The 18,337-nt window shown below is 39.4% G+C and carries 19 protein-coding genes and 1 pseudogene; 2 read left to right on the forward strand and 18 right to left on the reverse strand.

Annotated elements, in window-relative coordinates; genetic code table 11:
• Positions 1–103: 103 nt before the first annotated feature.
• The 4 genes from AWM74_RS01150 to AWM74_RS01165 all read right to left on the reverse strand — a co-directional run bounded on the left by AWM74_RS01150 (position 104) and on the right by AWM74_RS01165 (position 3,913).
• Positions 104–595: an LURP-one-related/scramblase family protein gene (locus tag AWM74_RS01150; protein ID WP_034258239.1), complete on the reverse strand. Its 492-nt coding sequence runs from the start codon at positions 593–595 to the stop codon at positions 104–106.
• Between the two features lie 956 nt (positions 596–1,551).
• Positions 1,552–2,136, reverse strand: a complete 585-nt coding sequence (locus AWM74_RS01155) for an acyltransferase (RefSeq protein WP_026466280.1) — start codon at positions 2,134–2,136, stop codon at positions 1,552–1,554.
• A gap of 11 nt (positions 2,137–2,147) precedes the next feature.
• Complete coding sequence (locus AWM74_RS01160) at positions 2,148–2,888, reverse strand: carboxymuconolactone decarboxylase family protein (protein WP_026466281.1); 741 nt, start codon at positions 2,886–2,888, stop codon at positions 2,148–2,150.
• A gap of 47 nt (positions 2,889–2,935) precedes the next feature.
• Positions 2,936–3,913, reverse strand: a complete 978-nt coding sequence (locus AWM74_RS01165; protein ID WP_026466282.1) for an alpha/beta hydrolase — start codon at positions 3,911–3,913, stop codon at positions 2,936–2,938.
• A 107-nt stretch (positions 3,914–4,020) separates the two neighbouring features.
• On the opposite strand from AWM74_RS01165, the gene AWM74_RS01170 reads away from it, so the two are divergent.
• On the forward strand, positions 4,021–4,458 hold the full coding sequence (locus tag AWM74_RS01170; RefSeq protein WP_034258242.1) for a MerR family transcriptional regulator: 438 nt from the start codon (positions 4,021–4,023) through the stop codon (positions 4,456–4,458).
• A gap of 1,050 nt (positions 4,459–5,508) precedes the next feature.
• Here the strand turns inward: AWM74_RS01170 and AWM74_RS09610 are convergent.
• Both AWM74_RS09610 and AWM74_RS01175 read right to left on the reverse strand, forming a co-directional pair.
• The gene (locus tag AWM74_RS09610) at positions 5,509–5,667 is read right to left on the reverse strand and encodes an alpha/beta hydrolase-fold protein (protein ID WP_418149152.1); all 159 of its coding nucleotides are present in this window, start codon (positions 5,665–5,667) and stop codon (positions 5,509–5,511) included.
• 246 nt (positions 5,668–5,913) lie between these two features.
• Positions 5,914–6,102 (reverse strand): annotated as a pseudogene (locus AWM74_RS01175) (hypothetical protein); the annotation flags it as partial.
• Between the two features lie 61 nt (positions 6,103–6,163).
• Here AWM74_RS01175 and AWM74_RS01180 point away from each other — a divergent pair.
• Positions 6,164–6,532: a winged helix-turn-helix transcriptional regulator gene (locus tag AWM74_RS01180; RefSeq protein WP_026466285.1), complete on the forward strand. Its 369-nt coding sequence runs from the start codon at positions 6,164–6,166 to the stop codon at positions 6,530–6,532.
• Positions 6,533–6,681: 149 nt separating this feature from the next.
• Here the strand turns inward: AWM74_RS01180 and AWM74_RS01185 are convergent, their stop codons facing one another.
• The 12 genes from AWM74_RS01185 to purM all read right to left on the reverse strand — a co-directional run bounded on the left by AWM74_RS01185 (position 6,682) and on the right by purM (position 18,307).
• Positions 6,682–6,942 carry a metal-sensitive transcriptional regulator gene (locus AWM74_RS01185; RefSeq protein ID WP_016896863.1) on the reverse strand — a complete coding sequence of 87 codons (261 nt, stop codon included), beginning with the start codon at positions 6,940–6,942 and terminating at the stop codon, positions 6,682–6,684.
• Entirely contained in the window at positions 6,942–7,238 is a 297-nt protein-coding gene (locus AWM74_RS01190; RefSeq protein WP_026466286.1) for a rhodanese-like domain-containing protein, read from the reverse strand. The genes AWM74_RS01185 and AWM74_RS01190 overlap by 1 nt, the downstream gene beginning before the upstream one ends.
• Positions 7,238–8,890 (reverse strand): FAD-dependent oxidoreductase, encoded by a 1,653-nt coding sequence (locus AWM74_RS01195; RefSeq protein WP_026466287.1) that lies wholly within the window; start codon positions 8,888–8,890, stop codon positions 7,238–7,240. The genes AWM74_RS01190 and AWM74_RS01195 overlap by 1 nt, the downstream gene beginning before the upstream one ends.
• Positions 8,890–9,195 carry a rhodanese-like domain-containing protein gene (locus tag AWM74_RS01200; protein ID WP_003141799.1) on the reverse strand — a complete coding sequence of 102 codons (306 nt, stop codon included), beginning with the start codon at positions 9,193–9,195 and terminating at the stop codon, positions 8,890–8,892. Before AWM74_RS01200 ends, AWM74_RS01195 begins: the two co-directional genes overlap by 1 nt.
• A 21-nt stretch (positions 9,196–9,216) precedes the next feature.
• Positions 9,217–9,402 carry a membrane protein insertion efficiency factor YidD gene (locus tag AWM74_RS09505; protein WP_034258245.1) on the reverse strand — a complete coding sequence of 62 codons (186 nt, stop codon included), beginning with the start codon at positions 9,400–9,402 and terminating at the stop codon, positions 9,217–9,219.
• Positions 9,403–9,593: 191 nt separating this feature from the next.
• Complete coding sequence (locus tag AWM74_RS01210) at positions 9,594–11,357, reverse strand: ABC transporter ATP-binding protein (RefSeq protein WP_026466288.1); 1,764 nt, start codon at positions 11,355–11,357, stop codon at positions 9,594–9,596.
• Complete coding sequence (locus tag AWM74_RS01215) at positions 11,350–13,125, reverse strand: ABC transporter ATP-binding protein (RefSeq protein WP_026466289.1); 1,776 nt, start codon at positions 13,123–13,125, stop codon at positions 11,350–11,352. The genes AWM74_RS01210 and AWM74_RS01215 overlap by 8 nt, the downstream gene beginning before the upstream one ends.
• 28 nt (positions 13,126–13,153) lie before the next feature.
• Positions 13,154–13,603 carry a MarR family winged helix-turn-helix transcriptional regulator gene (locus AWM74_RS01220; RefSeq protein WP_026466290.1) on the reverse strand — a complete coding sequence of 150 codons (450 nt, stop codon included), beginning with the start codon at positions 13,601–13,603 and terminating at the stop codon, positions 13,154–13,156.
• A 261-nt stretch (positions 13,604–13,864) separates the two neighbouring features.
• A complete protein-coding gene (gene purD, locus AWM74_RS01225; RefSeq protein ID WP_026466291.1) occupies positions 13,865–15,118 on the reverse strand; it encodes a phosphoribosylamine--glycine ligase in 1,254 nt (417 codons plus the stop codon).
• Between the two features lie 30 nt (positions 15,119–15,148).
• The gene (purH, locus tag AWM74_RS01230) at positions 15,149–16,669 is read right to left on the reverse strand and encodes a bifunctional phosphoribosylaminoimidazolecarboxamide formyltransferase/IMP cyclohydrolase (protein ID WP_026466292.1); all 1,521 of its coding nucleotides are present in this window, start codon (positions 16,667–16,669) and stop codon (positions 15,149–15,151) included.
• Between the two features lie 52 nt (positions 16,670–16,721).
• Positions 16,722–17,285 (reverse strand): phosphoribosylglycinamide formyltransferase, encoded by a 564-nt coding sequence (gene purN / locus AWM74_RS01235; protein WP_026466293.1) that lies wholly within the window; start codon positions 17,283–17,285, stop codon positions 16,722–16,724.
• The gene (gene purM, locus AWM74_RS01240; protein WP_026466294.1) at positions 17,282–18,307 is read right to left on the reverse strand and encodes a phosphoribosylformylglycinamidine cyclo-ligase; all 1,026 of its coding nucleotides are present in this window, start codon (positions 18,305–18,307) and stop codon (positions 17,282–17,284) included. Before purM ends, purN begins: the two co-directional genes overlap by 4 nt.
• Between the last annotated feature and the right edge of the window lie 30 nt (positions 18,308–18,337).

Genomic DNA, 18,337 nt, shown 5'->3' on the forward strand with positions numbered 1-18,337 from the left:
AGTGGTTTCGAAGGAAATTTTGAGACGAAAATAAAAAGGCCACGATCCATACGGTCGCAGCCTCCTCAGTTAACTATTTAAGTACAATTTTAGTCTTCCTTTTTTAATCTTCTTCGCGCTCAACTACTAAATCAATCGCCATCACTACACCTAGAATAATCGGCACCACATCAGCTGGCACATGGTCTTCAATATCAATCACAAAAGTATCGCGAATTGAAATCAACTTACGGTCGATACGGGCAATTCGGTCGCCATTTTCATCCGTAATACGGAAATCAAAATCAAGGATATTCCCCTTAACATCCCAATCCAAGGACGTTACTTTGTAGTTATCTCTAAATAAGGAAACCTTCTTGCGGATTTCAGCTACCTTGTTATTATTTTTATCGTATACATCTACCGTTGGCATTAAATCAATAATTTGCTCTTTAACTTGCGCCACTTCTTTATCCTGAGCTAGGTCAATAATGCGAAATTGTTGGCCAATTGATAGCCATTTATTCTTAACTTTGTAAACTGGATCGCCGTCTTGATTCGTCAAATTAAAATCACGTTTAAGTGAGAGTAATTGATTTTTCATATATAATTTCATTATTTTATCAACCTTTCTACTGTTAACTTATATTTAATTATATCTGTATACTAAGGTAAATTCACATCATATCCCTCATACTTCAGACCGAAATCAATAAATTCTAATGTATAATAGGTAAAAGTAACATCATAAGTAAAGGAGTCATCATGTATTTAACTATTTTCGCTATCTTGCTCGTTGTCGCCGGTTTCGTTAATGGGTATATCTTCTTATTTAAATACCCCAAAGAATTTCAATCGACAAAAATCGTCCATGGTTTCTTGACGCTATTCTTACTTCTTATCGGCTTATATTTATTGATAAAAAATGTATAAATCAAAAATGCCAGCTGTTGCAATTTACACAACGGCTGGCATTTTTGGTTATAAGTTTTAACTTTTGAATACAGTTTTTTTTTTAGATATTTTTATAGTCCATAATTGTCACTTTTATTTTTAAATGGCAAAAATTTTTAGTAATAAATGACAATTTAGAGATCGTCTTATTCTCCTTGTTTAACCAACTATAGGTCTAATTAATTCTAAATGATCTTAGAATCGTCGTGTGAACACTAAATGTCCTATTATTTCTACATTCTATATAAATTCTTTTATCTGGAATAATGGATAGTCCAAATTTCCTCTTTGCTAGATCAATATATTTTAGTACGACTTAAAGATTACCTATTATAGTCAGGTATATTCATCTTAAGTAATATTCTATTATCTGAATCATGTAAAGAAAGAGCCATTAGTAGCATATCCCAACAACACTGTGCGTACGGTTCATGTACACAGTGCTTCTATTTAGACGTTCTTAGCGATACAATTACATTTTGCCTTGTTGCACTTTTACAAAGTAGTAGGGAATTTGTAAAAGTTTAGCGATGGTTGTGGATTTAAGCGTATTTGTGAGTACGAAAAAAGGAATCGTTCCCGCATGCGAGGATGCAAGGTCGATTCCTTTTTGGTTTATTAGTCGTTGTCTCCTTCTGGATCAATTGTCTTTAAGACTCTTGCAGGTATACCACCAACAATACTATATGGTGTCACATCTTTTGTTACGACTGCACCTGCTGCGACTACTGACCACTCGCCAATTGTCACACCAGAAGTAATCGTGGCGTTTGAACCAATCCAGACGTTATCCTTCAAAACAATGGGCGCATAATGGTTTTTGCGGTTATTCTTGGGATATAAGTCGTGATTGATTGTAGCGAGTACTACGTTGTGCCCTATGAAGGCACCATCTCCTATCACAATGCCTCCTTGGTCTTGAAAATGAGTTCCAGAGTTGATAAAGACATTCTTACCAAGCGTGATATTTTTCCCAAAGTCTGTATAGAATGGTGGGAAAACTCGAAAACTTTCATCTATTTCTTTTCCGATTAAGCGACTCATAATCTCACGAAGTTCTTCCGGCATATGGCATGCGGTATTCATTTCCATGCCAATTTTGATTGCTTCTTGATACAGCTCATTCGCATATGCTGCTATATTCGGTGTGGTCTCATCCTTAGTTCCATCTGCTTGAATGATATCCTGAATTCTAACTTCCACTTAAATCGCTCCTAAAGGTTATCATACATTTCGTCAGTTACCGGTTCCAGCCACTCATTTGACGTTTCATCACCAGGCACTTCAACAGTTAGATGACTAAACCAAGAGTCTTTCTTAGCACCATGCCAATGTTTGACACCTGCCGGAATTGTCACAACATCTCCTGGTTTCAAACTTTGAGCAAGTTTCCCTTCTTCTTGATACCAGCCTTCACCATCTACACAAATCAAGATTTGACCTCCACCAGATTTGGCATGATGGATATGCCAATTATTGCGACAAGCAGGCTCAAATGTAACATTGGCGATAAAAATTGTCTCTTCAGGATTAGTCAGTGGCTTCAAATAGCTTTGACCAATGAAATATTGCGCATAAGCCGTATTAGGTTTGCCTTGTCCAAAGAAGCCACCGTGCTCTTCTTCATTCAAATCATCCGCATAGACTTCTTTTGCCAAACGAAAGGCTACCCAAGCATTAGGCCACCCTGCATAAAAAGCAAGGTGTGTTAAAATCTCAGCCATTTCTGTTTGTGTCAAACCATTTTTCCGAGCTGTTTCCAAGTGATAACTCAAAGATGAATCAACAATCCCTTTAGAAATCAGGGACGTAATTGTTACAATGGAGCGAGTCTTTAAGGAAAGCTTATCCTCTCTCGACCATACTTCTCCAAACAATACATCATCATTCAATTCTGCAAATTTTGGTGCAAATTCCCCTAAAGCATCTCTTCCAGCCGTTTGTTTTTCAACCATTATCATACCCGCCATTCTTTTTTTACGTCCGTACCTATACCTTTATTCTATTTCACTTCCAAATACTGGTTAAAGAATTCAGTCATCTTATCAAATGGGATAATACCCACCTGATCGTAAAGGTCAGTATGTGATGCTCCCGGAATAATCATCAACTCCTTGTTATCGCCTTGTAACTTCTTGAAAGCATCCTCTCCAAAATAACGTGAGTGGGCTTTCTCACCATGGATAATTAACACAGCGTTACGGATTTCATCACTGTAGGCTAACAACTTGGTATTCAGTAATGAAAGCGAAGATGTGACATTCCAACCTTCATTCGAGTTCAATGAGCGTTTATGATAGCCGCGATCTGTTTTATAGTAGTCAAAATAATCTTTGACGAAGTAAGGCGCATCTTCTGGCAATGGATCTACGACACCACCTGCTCGAGCAAAATCTCCATTTTTGAAATCTTCGATGCGTTGGTCATTGAGTTGTTGACGTAATTCATATCGTCCATCGGCATCAACTGAATCAAAGTAGCCGTACGCAGTCACTCGGGACATATCATACATCGTTGAAGCAACTGTAGCTTTCACTCGGGTATCAATTGCTGCTGCGTTGAGTGCCATACCACCCCAGCCACAAATTCCAATTAAACCAATCTTTTCTGGATCAACATTTTCTTGTACGGATAAGAAATCGACAGCTGCCTGAAAATCCTCTGTATTAACATCACCTGATGCGACATTTCGAGGGAAGCCACCGCTTTCTCCAGTAAATGATGGATCGAAAGCAATTGTTAAAAATCCTCGTTCAGCCATTATTTGCGCATAAAGTCCTGATGATTGCTCTTTGACTGCGCCGAATGGTCCACTAATTGCAATCGCCGGAAGCTTACCTGTTTGGACTTTGGGTTCATACAAATCAGCAACCAATGTAATCCCAAAGCGATTAGGGAAGGTTACTTTATGATGGTTTACTTGACTACTTTGAGGGAAAACTTTATCCCATTCTTGAGTGATGTTTAATTCTTCTTTCATGTTGATTTCCTCCTTGAAATTGACATTGCTTTTGTAAGGTAATATAATTCTAATACCTAAACTTGACTTTAGGTCAAGGACTACGTCGAAATTATTTTGGAGGTATTATGACTTATTCAATTGGTGAAATATCAAAAATGTTCAATATTCCTATTTCTACACTTCGTTACTATGATAGAGAAGGATTATTCCCCACGATAGAACGAGTTTCAGGAATCCGTAAATTTTCGGAAAATGAAATTGAAGCACTACGTGTCATTGAATGTTTGAAAAAATCCGGACTAGAAATAAAAGATATCAAACAATTTATGGAGTGGACAAAACTTGGAACTGAAACCTTTGAGACGCGAAAAGAGTTATTTGAACGTCAAAAAGAAACGATTGAAAATGAAATTCAGCAGATGCAAAAAATGCTTGATATGATTAAATTCAAATGCTGGTACTACGATGAGGCAATTAAACAAGGGGATGAGAACGCTGTTCAAGCACAAATTCCTGATGACTTACCTCAAGAGGTCAAGATAAGTTATGACAACTCGCATTAAGAAAGTCGCTTGGGATTCTATAAACGATCATGCGACATTCTTTATCCTAACCTTCCACCTCAGTCTCATCCTTAAGTAGTACCACAGCTTTATCCCTCGAAACCTGAATACTATCAACCAGTCCAATAAACAAATCATCATCGAATTGATCGACCACACCAACCTGCTCCAATTATTTCAAGAACACCTCGATTTGTTGCCCTCATGCTTGCCGTTCAGGAATTTGCTCTTTGACTTCATCCAGTCGGTTGTTGGTCTTGTCGAACGTTTGTCATTTTTCTATTTAAATGATATATTTTTTTATTTGACATATACTATAAATATTTAAGAACTAAGAAATTTATTCAAAATAATTTTCTTAGTTCTTTTTTCAAAATAAAGTTTTCATAAAATACTTGGCTTAGACTTATGTGATATGCATAAGTCTTTTTTTGTGGTGCCTTTTCATCGAAAGGAAATATGTCCAAAAGACGGGAAGATACCCTCATTATCTAAGGTCGAATATGTAAGAAGTGTATTTTATGAGATTTCCTTATTTTGATTGACCTATATAGAAAAGATATGTTCAAAGTTTTGCGTTATGACACCTATACAACAAATACTAGGCCGATTAAGATTGGTTTAGTATTTGTTAAAGCACTCTCTGTAGAGATTCTATTCAAAAACACCTCCCTAAAATGCTAGAGAGGTGTTTATTGTTATATCAACATCAAAATTTATAACGACAAGCATTTTAACAAAGGTTTTTCGCACATTATAAAGTGCGACAATCAAACCACTTAAATAGCTAGAGCATTTAAACCAAAGAATCACCTTAAGTACGCCATATGAAAGCCGAAATGCTCTTCAAAGAAAGTAGCAATGAAAAAGTAGCTATGGTCGTAGCCTACTTCCTTTTTGTAATCTACGGATACATTATTTTCTTGAGTATTTTTCAAAAAAAAACGCTTCTGTTAATTGTTCTGGATAAAACCCATCCTCAGTTCCTTGCGTAATGAGAATAGACGGTATTCCGATTTCTTTAACCAGTTTGGATGCATTCCACTCTTTCTAGGAAGTTTGGTTCTCCCCTAAATAAGTAGCGAAGGCTTTGATCCACCAAGGAACTTGACTAGGACTCAAAATAGGAGAGAAAGACGAAATCGCCTTGAATCGCTTTGTATTTTTCAGCCAACCTTTAGAAGCCACTTTTCTGACTAAAATTGTCATCGGTACACGTTAAACCCTATAATCATCAAATAAGCGGGATTTTTTTCATTGCTTTATTGGACGGCAAGAGGAGACTGAAAGTCATGTCACACTGTAACACTTCTGAATAATAGCTGTACTTACGCTGCTCTCTGTCAAAAGAGCGGTAATTTTCAATAAGCTTAAGGTCCACTTCTTCACGCCCCTCATGTTAAAAACGTTTGAATTGATTCGCCCCTATGAAGCAAATCAAGTGCCTCATTCCTGAAATACACCCTCTGGATCATCACCTGATAAAGTAAATGCATCAGTATGACAAACTGAAGTATGCAAGATTTTTACTAAGACCTCTTTTGCCTTCGGTTCTTCTACATCAATTTCTACAATTTGAATCAGTTCTCTTGGTTTAAATGCAACAGCAGCTTTACATTTCCATAATCTCGTATTATAATCCATTACACAATACTGACTTTTTTGTCAGTATAAACAAAATATCAATAGAAAGAGATGGCACTACATGACCATTCATTATAAAGAAAAAACTTTTTTCACTAGCAAGGATTTGGCTTTATCCGTTATAGGTGGACGTTGGAAAATAGCGATTATCTGGTGCTTGCTACAACAGTCTCCATTAAGGCTAAGTGAAATACAAAGGTACCTTCCCGATGTCAATCAACGTATGTTAATCAGACAATTAAGGGAATTAGAAGATGATCAAATCATTACTAGGGTTGTCTACCCGGTTGTACCTCCTAAAGTAGAGTATCAACTAAGTGAAATTGGTTTACACTTAGAACCCGTTGTAACTGCTATTTGTGATTGGGGAGATAGTTTTAGAGATTTTTTGAAAGAAAATCCTTCAGAAACTTCAGTTGAAGAACAGTAAAAATATGAAAGTTGATTGCTCTAGAAGTAAAAAATAAGAGAACAGGCATCTTAGCAACCTGTTCTCTTATTTTGTGTTTCCAATATTATACGTTTATATTCATTTAAAATATTGTTATACGTTGATGTAGCATAAGCCACAACACATGGCTAGCGACTCTTCATTAGTAACTGAATTGCTTGTTGAATACGCTCTTCACCTGTGCTGCCATCTTTAATATTTTCTTGCACACATTCTACTAAATTTTCGGCAACAATTAAACTAATCGTACGATCAATACTAGAGCGAACCGCTGATAATTGAGTCACAATATCCACGCAATCTTTTCCTTCTTCCATCATATTCAAAACGCCATGCAATTGACCGTCAGAACGTTTCAAACGATTCACAATTTTTTTATCGTACTCCATTAAACAATTTCTCCTCTCCAAGCAGAAATTCCGCCCATTACATTTATCACGTTGTATCCTTCTTGTGCTAATTGTTGACAAGCCTTTGCAGAACGTGCTCCAGAGTGGCACATTACATAATACTCTTGGCTTTTATCCAATTTATTTTTTTCAGCTGAAAGATTACTTAAAGGAACGTGGATTGCGCCGTCCAGGTGACCATTTTCCCATTCGTTGATTTCTCTAACGTCTACTAAAGGAAGATTCTCTTTTTCCCATTTTTGTTCGAATTCTGACATTGATATTGAATTATACATTATTTTACCACCTTTTCTGGTTTTACTGTTGAGTAAAGAGCAAATGCGCCATCTAAATTTTTGGCTTGGTAGCCATTTTGTTTCAATATTCTTTCTGCTGCATAGCTACGCAGTCCACTGTGACAGCTGACAATAATCGGTTGATCTTTGGGCAACTCCGCCATGCGGTCTCGCAAACTATCTAAAGGAATATTGACTGCACCTTTTAAGCGGCCGTTGGATTTCAGTTCACCTTCATTTCGAACATCTAGCAATAAATATCCTTCTGCTTGCTTGTCTTCTAATTCATACCACTGAACAGACTCACTAATGCCTTCCATAAGATTTAAAGCTACATAACCAGCCATATTAACAGGATCTTTAGCAGAACCAAATGGAGGGGCATAAGTGAACTCTAATTCCGGCAACTCTTGCACCGTCATTCCGGCTTTAATAGCTGTAGCAATGATATCAATCCGTTTATCTACACCGTCTTCTCCGATGGCTTGAGCGCCATAAATTTTACCTGTGGTCGGATGAAATAATAACTTTAATACAATAGTTTTTGCATTAGGATAATAGCCAGCATGACTTTTTCCTTGAATGTGAATCACTTCGTACGCCTCATCAGCTTGTTGCAATTGGCGCTCATTCAAACCGGTCGACGCTGCTGCCATTTTGAACACTCGTACAATCGCTGTCCCTATGCTACCTTTATTTTTGCGCTTTAATCCGCTAATAACATCAGCCACTTGACGGCCTTGACGGTTAGCTGGCGAAGCCAATGCAATCATTGTGTCTTCTCCATTGATTTGTTGCTTAACGACAATCGCATCCCCCACAGCGTAAATATCTTTTTGACTAGTTTCATATTGGTCATCAACGACTATCCCACCGCGTAAACCTGTTTCGACACCGGCTGTTAATGCTACCGTTGTTTCCGGTTTTACGCCGACAGACATTAAAGTGATATCACTCTCCAAGCGTTCTCCATTTTCCAATACTACGGTTTTACCTTTTTCTTCAAATGATTCAGCAGCTAATCCTGTATACAATTTTACACCATTAGCTACTAATTCTTTCCTTATATAAGCCGCCATTTCTTCATCAAAAGGTGGTAGTACATGTGGTGCTTTCTCCACAATAGTAACTTCCATTCCTCGTTGGGCTAAACTTTCTGCCATTTCTAGCCCGATAAATCCAGCGCCTATGACCACTGCTTTTTTAGAGTTGTGTATATTGATAAAGTTGGCAATCGCATCGACATCGGGAACGGAACGTAAGGTAAAAATATTCTCTGCTTCTTCTAATCCCTTTGCTGGTGGAATGAATGGTTTTGCTCCTGGGGATAAGATTAATTTATCATACCCCAACGTGTATGTTTCTTGATCGGTTTGCACGACCACTTCTTTATTGTTGGAATCGATAGATATAGCTTCACTATTTGGCCGCACATCTAAATCGAATCTTGCTTGCAAAGTTTCTGGCGTTTGAACTAACAAATCCGTCCGTTCATCGATTTCTCCAGCGACATAATAAGGCAAACCACAATTCGCAAATGACACATAAGGACCTTTTTCTAATACGATAATTTCTGCTGTTTCATTCAACCGTCTTAACCTTGTAGCAGCAGACATTCCGCCTGCTACACCACCTATAATGACAATTTTCATTAATTCTTACCTCCTTTTGTTGCGCCTGTCCAAGCCATCATGCCACCACGGACATTGATAGCATCATGCCCTTGTTTCAGTAACATTTTCGTTGCTCGTTTACTACGCATTCCCGATTGACACACTACATAAACTTGACCTTTAGGCGTGTAGTTAGCAACTTTAGACAATGGCAGATTTTTAGCTCCTGGAATATGACCATTTTTAAATTCATGTGGTTCTCTCACGTCAATAATTTGCGGTTTATCGGTTAATTTCTTTTCCAATTCAGTGGTTGAAATCGTAGGCATTTTTTTAAAAAACATATTTTTCTCCTCAATAGATGATTATTTTATGGTTACTTTTTTCTTTAGATACGCTTTCAGTACTTCTTCTGGTTGGTAGCCAACTATTTTTTTAACCCCTTCAACAGCATAGTGTGAGCAAGTAGGATACTCGCAACAACTTGGCGGAAGCAACGGTGAAATTCCTTTTTGATAATCTTTAATACTTGGTAAAAGGATGCTGTTCATTTATATACCCCCAACCGTATACAAATTATACCCCTTAGGGTATAATTCGTAAAGATTTTTTTCTTAATGGATAATGCACAGTGTTGAAGAAAGGGAGAAAATATGAAATTGAATTGCGCCAGTAGTAAAAAAAATAAGAGAACAGGAAGTTTTACAACCTGTTCTCTTATTTTTAAATTTAAAGTTACATGCTATTTTGCAAACTGACTGTTATAAAGATCCGCATAGAAGCCACCCTCAGCCATTAAAGCCTCATGGTTACCTTGTTCAATGATATTACCGTGGTCCATAACTAAGATAATATCAGCGTTACGGATAGTTGATAAACGGTGGGCGATCACGAATGATGTTCTACCTTCCATCAATTTGTCCATGGCTTCTTGTAGTAAGACTTCTGTACGTGTATCGACTGAAGATGTCGCTTCATCTAATATCAATAAAGGTGCATCTTTCAACAAGGCACGTGCAATGGTAAATAATTGTTTTTGCCCTACTGATAAGGTTACAGAGTCGTCTAATACAGTATCATAGCCTTTCGGTAATGTATTGATAAAGTGGTCAATACCTACTGCAGCAGCTGCTGATTCAACCATTTCATCGGTAATGTGGTCTTGGTTGAAGATTAAGTTCTCACGAATGGTGCCTTCAAATAACCAAGTATCTTGTAACACCATTGAGAATTGGTCGTGGACAGCTGCACGTGAAATTTCACTGGTAGGTTTCCCATCAATGTAAATTTCACCTGAGTCGATTGGATAGAATTTCATCAGCAAGTTGACGATTGTCGTTTTCCCAGCTCCGGTAGGTCCTACGATAGCAATCTTCTGACCTGATTTAGCGGTTATTGAGAAGTCTTTGATAATCGGTTGATCTGCTTCATAACCGAAGTTTACGTGTTCGAAAGTCACGTCACCGTGGACATCCGGCAATTCGCTCAATAGGTTTGTTTCTTCTACCATTTCCTCTTCATTTAGAAACTCAAATACACGATTTAAGGCTGCTGACGCAGATTGGAATGAGGCGAATGATTGTGATAATTGACCTAGTGGTTGAGTGAACATACGGACGTAAACCATGAATGATACAATTACCCCGAAGGTAATGTCGCCATTTAAGGCCATAATTGAACCGACAACAGAGACAGCTACATAACCAAAGTTTCCGATGAATTGCATCAACGGTTGCATGATACCTGACAAGAATTGGGCATGCCAAACGCTATCATATAAAGCTTCGTTCGCTTCGCTGAAGGTTTCAGTCATTTGGTTACGGGCGTTAATAGTTGTTAAAACACTTTGACCAGTGTATGACTCTTCAGCAATACTGTTCACATTGGCTAGATTTTTTTGTTGTGAAATGAAATAACCTTGAGAACGACCTAGAATGAGGACAATTCCTGCGAAACCAATAACCACAGAAACCAAGGCTACTAGGGTTAGAATCGCGTTGTTGTAGAACATCATCACTAGGGTACCAATCAGTAAAGTCACTGATGGGATAAATGACGGCATGGTTTGGTTAAGTGATTGTCCAACCAAGTCCAAGTCGTTGGTTACCCGACTTAAGGTATCCCCGTGACTATGGCTATCAAAATAGCGTAAAGTCAAACGGTCAATTTTATCGGATACATTCTTCCGTAATTTTTTTGAAAAGTTTTGAATAATCGTTGCCATCAAGAAGGTTTGAATATAAGTGAAGACAGCCCCAAGGACATAGATAACCACTAAAGTAATTGCAATTTGTGAAATACGCTCTAAGTCAATCCCATCTGGTGACATCAAGCCTTCCGTGATTTTATCTGTCATATCCCCTAACCGGTCGGGACCGATAATAGACGATATAGAACCAATCATGGCTAGGACAACCGCTGCAACGAACGGCCATTTGTATTCACGCGCATATGTCATAATATTCGCCATCAATGAAGGTTGATTTGCATCTTTTTTCTTAGTCATTTGCTAATTCCTCCTCTGATAATTGTGAATAAGCAATTTCTTGGTATACCTTGTTGTCCGCTAATAATTCTTGGTGTGTACCGCGGCCAACAATTTCGCCTCTATCTAGTACTAAAATCTCGTTCGCATCCATAATAGTTGAAATACGTTGGGCTACAATGATCTTAGTGGTGTCAGCCATACGTTCTGCTAAAACGCCACGCAAGGTCTTATCTGTCTGGTAGTCCAAAGCAGAGAATGAGTCATCAAAGACTAGAATCTCTGGTTTACGAGCAAGCACGCGGGCAATCCCTAAACGTTGCTTTTGACCACCGGAGAAGTTGTTACCACCTTGGGCAACATGGGTATCCAATTGGTCTGGTTCTCCTTCAACAAAGTCTCTTGCTTGTGCAGTGTCTAAGGCCGCCCAGATTTCTTCGTCTGATAGCGACTGGTGTTCTAAGTGTTCGTTACTTTCACCAAGGTTCATGTTTGAACGAATTGTGCCTGAAAATAGAACTGGTTTTTGTGGCATGTAGCCAACAATATTATTCAAGCCAGCGTGGTCAAAGTCTTTGACATTATGCCCGTCGACAAGTACTTGTCCTTCAGATACGTCGTATAGACGTGGAATCATTTGGATTAAAGTGGATTTACCTGAACCAGTTGATCCGATAATGGCTAAGGTTTCACCCTTGTTGATTTTGAAATTGATATCTTTAAGGGCTGGTTTGGCATCATCACCATATTTAAAAGTGACGTTTTTGAATTCAACAGATCCTTGTTCACTTGTTTGAATCGCATCTTCTTTAAAATCAATGGATGGTGCTAGATAAAGCACTTCGTTGATCCGTTTTGCCGAAACGATGGCACGCGGTAAAATCATGAAGATCATGACCATCAACAGAAATCCGATGATGACTTGCATGGCGTAAGATGAGAAGACAACCATGTCTGAGAATAAGTTAATTTGCGCTGTTCCTTGCGCTGCATCGGCGATTAAGTAAGCACCTGACCAGTACACTACTAGGGTTAAACTGCTGGATACAAGGGTCATACCGGGTTGCATAATCCCCATTACACGGTTAACAAAGAGTTGTGTATTGGTTAAGTCGTCATTAGCTTTTGCGAATTTTTCATTTTGATATTCTTCTGCATTGTAAGCTCTAATAACGCGTAAACCAGTTAAGTTTTCACGAGTCACGGCATTTAAATTATCGGTCAGGGTTTGGATTTTGCTGAAACGAGGGACAGCGAAGTACATGATAAATCCAATCATCACTAATAAAACACCCACAGCGACAGCAGTTGTCATTGACCATTGCCAGTTTTGACCGGAAATTTTCGCAATCGCCCAAATGGACATGATTGGTCCCCGTAAAACGACTTGTAGTCCTAAAGCAATCAACATTTGGATTTGGGTCAAGTCATTGGTAGAACGCGTCACTAAACTTGGCACTGAAAATTGGTTGATTTCATTGGCTGAATAGCTCATGACTTTATCAAACACTTCCCCACGAATACGGGCAGTTAAACTTGCAGCAATACGTGCAGCAAAAAAACCTACCAATATAGCAGAGGCAAAAGATGCTAGTGATAAACCAACCATGATTAAACCTGGTTCCCAAATATCCGCTGTCACGGTATCTGGCATTTGTAGTAATTCTGTAATTTCTGACATGTAGTCAGGGATTTCTAACTCTAAGTAAACTTGCAGCATAATCAGCAGCACGCTTAGTAAAGCGAAAAATTTTTCCTTTTTATTTGCTTTCGCTAATATTTTTAGCACCTTTCATTACCTCCTAATACTCACCTTTTTAAGGCAGCATGTTCTGAATTAGTCTATTTAACAAGTTGACGAAAGTATCGACCTCTTCCTTTGAGAGACCTTCAACTAATCTGTCATCTATCTCTTGTAAAAATTGGAGAATCCGGTCATGGGCTTCATGTCCTTCCTCTGTAACAATTAGCCTCTTTAATCGACCATCTTTTTGCGATTTCTCCGTCTTCACATACCCATTCTTCTCTAATCGGCTGACCAATTCAGACGCAGTAGATTTACGAATCTTCATATATTTTTCCAGGTCTTTCACATAGATTTCATCTTGTGTTGACGCATGGATTAGATAACCCAATGCCATCGATTGTGGACCCTTCATATCTCCCAATTCGTGCTCACTAAGTTCTACACCAATATTTCGATGGACTGCAATTGTTAACTCCCGTAGCAGACCACCTATATATAATGGACGATCCTCATGTATCACTTCTTCACCTTCCTTGCATGTCTATTTTTGATTAGTTCGCACCCGAACCTTATAGTTCGCATACTAACTATTTTACTTAGGAATTCACCAATGTCAACGGATTAGGTCCAGAAAAATATGGATTTTTCCATGAAAACGTTTTTTTATTTTCTGATAGCGTTTTCCCCATAACTTAGCCATTTTGCCAATAAAAAAGCTAGTATACTGAGCTACCCCATTGGAATAGCTGTCGCATACTAGCATTGGAAAAAGAATTTACATTTATAACTTGGCAATATCGGTCCGGTAAGTCAGTGATGCGCCGCGAATCTGGCCCACATGCTTGTAGGCTGCCTGGCGGGCGCTTTGAATGTCGTCTGCTAAGGCAACTGGCGTTAGGACACGACCACCGTTTGTAATCAATTGCCCTGCTTCATCTGTCGTCGTACCGTTGTGGAAAATCAAGGCGTTTTCAGGTAAGGATTCAATCGCAACATGGTTGTCGTAAAAACCTGGATAGCCTTTTGAATATAAGACCACGCCGACTGCTGCTTGCTTTGACCAAATTAAATCTGTGGGTTTTAAAGTGCCAGCTAGGGTTTTTTCAAAAACTGTCAGCAAGTCACTTTCCAGTCTTGGTAAAAGGACTTCCGTCTCAGGATCCCCAAAGCGGACATTAAATTCCAAGACTTTCGCTTGGCCATCTTGAATCATAAAGCCAATAAACAAAATCCCATAAAAAGAAAATTTTTCAGCGATTAACCCACGTTCAATTTGCCCCAAAATAGCTTTGATCTGTGCATCCAAGGCCGGATCTGTGGTTTCAGGCGTTTTTGGTAAAGAATAAACACCTACGCCACCCGTATTGGGCCCTAAATCGCCATCAAATGCCTTCTTATAATCTTGGGCCGTCTCCATGGGTACCAATTGGTTATTGGACACGAAACATAAAAGTGACTGCTCATAGCCATCTAAATAGTCTTCAATAACGACTTGGCTAGCGGAATCTCCGAAACTTTGATCAAGCAACATGTCTTTTAAAGTGGCCTCTGCCTCTTCAAGACTGTGACAAATTACAACGCCCTTACCTTTGCATAAACCGTCCGCCTTAATAACGATTGGCAGGCCAGCTTGGTTGATATAGTCCTTGGCTTGGTCAAAGTCAGCTGTGGTAAAAGAGTTGGCAGTTGGAATTTGATATTTATTCAAAAATTGCTTGGTCAAATCCTTGCTAGCTTCTAGTTGGGCACTGATTTTGTCAGGACCAAAAACAGCAATACCAGCATCTTTAAAGACATCCACAATGCCGGCACAAAGCGGATCTTCTGGCCCTACAATCACCAGATCGATGGCCTCAGTTAAGGCAAAATCAAGTAAGCGGTCAAAGTCCATCACGTCGATTGGGACATTGGTATACTCACTTGCCGTACCTGCATTTCCAGGTGCTAGAAAAATATCAACTGGTCGGTCGGACTGGGCCAATTTCCAAGCAATGGCATGTTCTCTACCTCCAGCACCAATAATTAGAATTTTCATGATTTCTCCTTAGGAATTAACAGCTCGTCATTAGTGTTTGAAATGACGCATGCCAGTGAACACAACTGAAATATCGTAATCTTTAGCTGCTTGAATCACTTTCTCATCTTGGACAGAACCACCTGGTTGTACGATGGCTTTAATGCCATATTCATGTAAACTATCGATGGTATCTGGGAAGAAGAAGCCGTCTGAAGCGACAACTGCCCCTTCTAATGGGAATTCAGACCGTTGTAAGGCATCTTCAAGCGCCCACACACGACGCACTTCCCCGTGGCCTAAAGCGTAGGTTTGTTTGTCTTTTGCAATGACCATGGCGTTTGACGCACAGTGTTTAGCCACTTTCCAAGCGAAGTCCATATCTTCTAACTCTTTGTCCGTTACTTGACGGTCTGTTTTAAGTTCAAGACCTGTTTCAGCGTAGATCGGTAAGTCTTTATCTTGGATTAACAAGCCACCTACTGTTTCCTTGTAAGTTGTCCCTTTACCCTTGAATTTGCCTAATTTAGTCGATTTAACTAAACGTAGATTTTTCTTTTTGGCCAAAATGGCAAAAGCTTCTTCCGTAAAGTCAGGTGCCACGATAATTTCTAGGAAAATTTTCGACAATTCTTCAGCCGTTTCAGCATCAACCGTGCGGTTAAAACCAATAATCCCACCGAAGATAGACACTGGGTCCCCAGCAAATGCTTTTCTGTAGGCTTCTGCCGGTGTATCAGCAACCGCTACCCCACATGGATTGGCATGTTTGACTGCCACACAAACTGGCTCGTCAAACTCTTGGACAAGGTCCATATTGGCCCGCATGTCATTGTAGTTGTTGTAAGAAATTTGTTTCCCATGTAATTGTTCTAGGTCAAAGTCTTCTTCAAGCGGACTTTCATAGTAAACAGCTGCTTGGTGGGGATTTTCCCCGTAACGCAATTCTTCCTTATAACGGAAGGCTTTTGTTAATAATTCTGGGAATTTTTCATCAGCTAGGCCAGTAAAGTACTCAGCAATCATGGCATCATAGAAAGCCGTTAATCTGAAGGCTTTTGCAGCTAAGTTTTCCCGTAATTCAAGGGTATTGTTGTCATTTTCCAAAGCGTCAGCAACTAAATCATAATCCGCTGCGTCAGTAACAATTAAGACGTCTTTGTAGTTTTTAGCTGCCGCACGGATCATTGAAGGGCCTCCAACATCGATTTTTTCAATAATTTCTGCCTTAGATGAGGCCGCATTTTTCACGGTTTCTTCAAATGGATATAAGCTATTAATCACCATATCGATGGCATGAATCCCTAATTCATCAACTGTTTCTTGATGTTCAGGAATGTCACGGTTGAATAAGATCCCACCATGAATATGTGGGTGTAAAGTCTTCACACGCCCCTGTAAAATCTCAGGTGAATTGGTTACTTCTTCAACAGAAATCACCTTGATTCCAGCCTCTTCTAATAAAGATTTTGTCCCACCTGTAGAGATGATTTCCCAACCTAATTGGTCTAATTTGGTCGCAAATTCAACAATACCAGTCTTATCGTAAACAGAAATTAAAGCTCTTTTCATATTCGTCTCCTTATGTCTCCATATTATTTTTTTCTTCGTCTAATAGCTAAACCTAGCCGTCTAGACCGCCAATGACTTCAGCGATAGCTGTAATCAATATCCTATGTTCTACTGATAAAACGCGTGCCTGCAAGGTTTCTGCAGTGTCTGTCGGCAAAATGGCAACCACCTCTTGAATCAGAATTTTCCCTTCATCAAAATTTTCGTCCACTAAATGAACGGTAGCCCCAGTCACTTTAACCCCGCGATCAATAGCTGCTTGATGGACTTTTAACCCGTAATACCCCTTACCTGAAAATGCCGGAATAAGTGACGGATGAATATTCAACATCCGGCCTTCAAAAGCTTGGACCAGGTCTTTGGCAATCAATTTCAAGTATCCTGCTAAAACCACAATATCCACGTCATAGCCCTGTAAAGTCGCTAGAATCCGCTCATCATCATTGGTATATAATTGGTCAATCCCAGCCTTTTTGGCCCGTTCTAAACCATAAGCATCTGCCTTATTTGAAATGACCACTGATACTTTAGCTGGTAAGTCGCCTAGCCGACAAGCATCTATAATGGCCTGCAGATTGGTCCCACCGCCAGAAATTAAAACGCCAATTTTGATCATACAAAAGATACTCCGTCAGCTTGCGTCGTCACCTGCCCTAATTTAAAGGCGCCGCTGTCATTAGCCGCTAAAACTTGTAAGGCTGTGTCAACATCCGCTGGGTCTAGGAAAATAACCATACCGACCCCCATGTTAAAGGTTCCAAACATTTCATCCTCTGCCACCTGGCCTAGATCTTGTAAATAGTCAAAAATATCTAGCGTCGGGATTTGGTCACGGTTAACTGCTAAACCAAGGCCTTCAGGTAAAGTACGCGGTACATTTTCAAATAAACCACCGCCTGTAATATGGGCTAGCCCTTTGACAGTCACGGCCTCGATTAAAGCTAGCACATCTTTAGCATAGATTTTTGTGGGTGTCAGTAAAACTTCGCCCACCGTCCTATTAGTATCTCGATATTGATTATTAAAATCAATCTTATTTTTTTCTAATATTGCTCTAACTAAAGAAAATCCATTAGAATGGACGCCAGAAGACGGCAAGGCAATAGCGATATCGCCCGCTTTGATGTCTTTTCCTGAAATGATTTTTTCTTTATCGACAAGACCGACCGCAAATCCAGCCAAATCATAATCATCTTCGCCGTACATACCTGGCATTTCAGCAGTTTCACCACCAATTAAGGCAGCACCAGCTTGTTTACAACCTTCGGCTACCCCTTGGACGATGCTGGCCATTTTGCCAGGAACTAGTTTACCTGTTGCAATATAGTCCAGGAAAAATAAGGGCTTGGCACCTTGGCAGATAATGTCATTGACACACATCGCGACAAGGTCCATCCCAACGGTATCATGGGTACCAACTTCTTGGGCCACCATTAATTTGGTCCCCACCCCGTCAGTTCCAGAAACTAAGACGGGCGCCTTCATATCAGACGCACCTAGTTCAACCATACCTGAAAAGCCACCTGTTTCAGTCATCACCTGATCTGTATAAGTGGCTTTCATCATGTCTTTAATTAATTGCACCTGCTGGTAGCCGGCTTCTTTGTTGACCCCAGCAGATTTATAATCTAATCCCATTTTGCTCTCCTATTATCTTCTATCTGTCGC

Origin of the sequence: Aerococcus urinaeequi (genome assembly GCF_001543205.1) — a bacterium.
GTDB lineage: Bacteria > Bacillota > Bacilli > Lactobacillales > Aerococcaceae > Aerococcus > Aerococcus urinaeequi.

Coding starts and splice junctions, on each gene's coding strand:
- AWM74_RS09610 (WP_418149152.1), bottom strand. CDS start 5,667: ATGACAATTTTAGTCAGAAAAGTGGCTTCTAAAGGTTGGCTGAAAAAT.
- AWM74_RS01150 (WP_034258239.1), bottom strand. CDS start 595: ATGAAATTATATATGAAAAATCAATTACTCTCACTTAAACGTGATTTT.
- purD (WP_026466291.1), bottom strand. CDS start 15,118: ATGAAAATTCTAATTATTGGTGCTGGAGGTAGAGAACATGCCATTGCT.
- purM (WP_026466294.1), bottom strand. CDS start 18,307: ATGGGATTAGATTATAAATCTGCTGGGGTCAACAAAGAAGCCGGCTAC.
- AWM74_RS01170 (WP_034258242.1), top strand. CDS start 4,021: ATGACTTATTCAATTGGTGAAATATCAAAAATGTTCAATATTCCTATT.
- purN (WP_026466293.1), bottom strand. CDS start 17,285: ATGATCAAAATTGGCGTTTTAATTTCTGGCGGTGGGACCAATCTGCAG.
- AWM74_RS01185 (WP_016896863.1), bottom strand. CDS start 6,942: ATGGAGTACGATAAAAAAATTGTGAATCGTTTGAAACGTTCTGACGGT.
- AWM74_RS01195 (WP_026466287.1), bottom strand. CDS start 8,890: ATGAAAATTGTCATTATAGGTGGTGTAGCAGGCGGAATGTCTGCTGCT.
- AWM74_RS01210 (WP_026466288.1), bottom strand. CDS start 11,357: ATGACTAAGAAAAAAGATGCAAATCAACCTTCATTGATGGCGAATATT.
- purH (WP_026466292.1), bottom strand. CDS start 16,669: ATGAAAAGAGCTTTAATTTCTGTTTACGATAAGACTGGTATTGTTGAA.
- AWM74_RS01190 (WP_026466286.1), bottom strand. CDS start 7,238: ATGTATAATTCAATATCAATGTCAGAATTCGAACAAAAATGGGAAAAA.
- AWM74_RS01200 (WP_003141799.1), bottom strand. CDS start 9,195: ATGTTTTTTAAAAAAATGCCTACGATTTCAACCACTGAATTGGAAAAG.
- AWM74_RS01180 (WP_026466285.1), top strand. CDS start 6,164: ATGACCATTCATTATAAAGAAAAAACTTTTTTCACTAGCAAGGATTTG.
- AWM74_RS09505 (WP_034258245.1), bottom strand. CDS start 9,402: ATGAACAGCATCCTTTTACCAAGTATTAAAGATTATCAAAAAGGAATT.
- AWM74_RS01160 (WP_026466281.1), bottom strand. CDS start 2,888: ATGGTTGAAAAACAAACGGCTGGAAGAGATGCTTTAGGGGAATTTGCA.
- AWM74_RS01165 (WP_026466282.1), bottom strand. CDS start 3,913: ATGAAAGAAGAATTAAACATCACTCAAGAATGGGATAAAGTTTTCCCT.